Here is a 2200-nt window from a genome sequence, read left to right on the forward strand (position 1 = left end):
TGACGACATACTTGATAATTGAGGGTGTGTATGGAGTTCTGAGGTGTGATCTTCGTATCGGCGCGTCCCTGGGGGGGGGGGCCGCGCCGGGGGCCACGCCGGCGCGGGGGGCGCAGGTGCGGGTGATGAGGTCGGCGCGGGCGATCGGCCCGTCCGGGTCCAGGGGCACGTATCCGCCGCCGGAGCGCAGGATGCCGTGGACCGTCGCGACGCCGGCGGACGACTTGCGGCCGTGCCACACCACGCAGTCGCCGTCGCACACCCCGAGGTCGCGCAGGGCGAGCGCGACGGCCTCCGCCGCGTCGTCGAGCTCGGTGTAGCTGAGGGTCACCTCGCCGTCGATCACGGCGGGCCGGTCCGCGTGCAGCTTGGCCGCGGTCCGCAGGTCGTCGCTGAGAGAGGTGCCGACGCCCATCAGTGCCCCTTCGCGGTCAGGAAGGAGCGGATCGCCGTGATGGTCTCGAAGTGGGTCGGCAGGATCTCCGTGTCGTCGATCCTGATGTCGAACGAGTCCTCGAGCCGGGACACGACGGTCAGGAGGGAGAGGGAGTCGATGATCCTGCGCGCGATGAGCGGGGTCTCGTCCGTCACCTCCTGACCGGGCGCCGTCTCCTCGACGATGCTCCGCACGGTGGCCAGCACGGAATCCTGCGCCATCACAAACCCAGCCCTTCAGCGATGATCTTCATTTGCATGTCGGAGGTGCCCGAGTAGTACCGGCTGGCAATCGCGTCCGACATGAGGTGGGCGGCGCCGGTCTCGGGAAACAGCGCGTATCCGCCGTACACGTCGGGAAGCTCCCGGCAGAAGGCGTTGAACTCGTTGCTCACATGAAGCTTCGTCAACGAGGCGCGTGCGTGGTCCAGTTCGCCGCGGTCGGCGGCGCGCGCGGTCGTGACAAGGACCTCCCGGGCACTGGTGAGGCTCAGGTGCATGCGCACGACCCGCTGCCGGATCGTCTCGTAGGTGCTCAGGGTGGAGCCGAACTGACTGCGCGTGCGGACGTGCTCGACGGCCTTGCGCAAGGCATGGGACATCATTCCGAGCACCGGCGCGAGGATGAAGGCGCGCTCGTAGCGCATCGCGCGCATGAGGACCGCGTAGCCGCCGCCCAGCGGTCCGAGCACGGCCGATGCGGGCACCGCGCAGTCGTCCAGGCGCAGCGAGCCGACCAGGGCGCCCGGCAGGCCGGCCTTCTCGAAGGCGGGGCCGACGCCGAGTCCCGGGGTCGTGCGCGGAATCAGGAAGGCGCTCAGGCCGGACAGCGCGCTGCCCTCGGCGGTGCGGGCGAGGACCACGAAGACGTCTGCGACCGGGCCGTTGGTCACGAAGGTCTTCGCGCCGTCGAGGGTCCAGCCGCCGTCGTCGCGCGGGGTGGCCCGGGTTGTGAGCGAGAGCAGGTCGGACCCGGCGTCGTACTCGGTGGCGGCGAAGGCGCCCACCGCGGTCCCGGCCGCGAGCGGCGTCAGATAGGTGCTGCGCTGTGCGGCGTCGGCGAACGCGGCAACCGGCTCCTGGCAGGCCCACATGTGGGCGGAGAAGGCGAATGGGAGCCCGGAGCGGCCGGTGACGTCGGCCATGGCCTCCATCGCGAGGCAGCCGGCGAGACAGCCGGCGCCGGTGCCGCCCCGCTCGGCGGGCAGGGGCAGCGAGAACAGGCCCTGGGCGCCGGCCGACTTCCACGCCCGCTCGTCCTCGGCGGCGCCTGCCGCCCAGGTGCGGAATCCGTCGAGCCAGGTGGTGAATTCGGCGCTGTCCACCAAGTGCGGTGTGCTGCTCATGAGGTCTCCTGCGCCGGGGCGATCGGCCACTTGTACACGTGGTGGGAGCGGGTGAGTCCGAAGTGGGCCATGGACGAGGGCTGGTGGTCCTGGGAGGTCAGGGCGAGCACCTCGATGTCGCGGCCGGCTCCCAGGTCGCTGCGCAGCCAGGCGAAGACGTCCTCGGTCATGCCGACACCGCGGTGGACGGGGCTCAGCTTGATCTCGTGCAGGAAGACGCGCGGGGCGCCGTCGGGCCGCAGCCGGCCGAGCCGGGTGAGGGTGAAGGCCGCCGCGACCAGGCCTTCGCTCTCCACGACGTAGTGGGTGGTGCCGGGGGTCCCGCCGCCGTGCGCGAGGAGCGCCGCGAAGTCGCCCTTGCCGTCCTCGTCGTAGATGCGCTGAAGCACGTCGGCGTCGCCGGGCGCTGCCGGGCGGAT

The 2200-nt window shown here is 71.4% G+C and carries 4 protein-coding genes; all 4 read right to left on the bottom strand.

Annotated elements, in window-relative coordinates; genetic code table 11:
- Positions 1-415: AMP-binding protein (locus tag ACWCQ6_RS36935; protein WP_451096839.1), on the bottom strand; the 415-nt coding region annotated here is incomplete at its 3' end.
- Entirely contained in the window at positions 415-657 is a 243-nt protein-coding gene (locus ACWCQ6_RS36940; protein ID WP_451096841.1) for an acyl carrier protein, read from the bottom strand. The genes ACWCQ6_RS36940 and ACWCQ6_RS36935, both read right to left, overlap by 1 nt.
- Positions 657-1781 carry an acyl-CoA dehydrogenase family protein gene (locus ACWCQ6_RS36945; RefSeq protein WP_451096843.1) on the bottom strand — a complete coding sequence of 375 codons (1125 nt, stop codon included), beginning with the start codon at positions 1779-1781 and terminating at the stop codon, positions 657-659. Before ACWCQ6_RS36945 ends, ACWCQ6_RS36940 begins: the two co-directional genes overlap by 1 nt.
- A partial coding sequence (locus ACWCQ6_RS36950; protein ID WP_451096845.1) for a hypothetical protein occupies positions 1778-2200 on the bottom strand: 423 nt, incomplete at its 5' end. The genes ACWCQ6_RS36945 and ACWCQ6_RS36950, both read right to left, overlap by 4 nt.

Source organism: Streptomyces sp. NPDC001880 (assembly GCF_053594575.1).

Bases quoted from the DNA above. Each gene is read 5' to 3' on its own strand.
- ACWCQ6_RS36940 (WP_451096841.1), bottom strand. From the start codon at position 657: ATGGCGCAGGATTCCGTGCTGGCCACCGTGCGGAGCATCGTCGAGGAG.
- ACWCQ6_RS36945 (WP_451096843.1), bottom strand. From the start codon at position 1,781: ATGAGCAGCACACCGCACTTGGTGGACAGCGCCGAATTCACCACCTGG.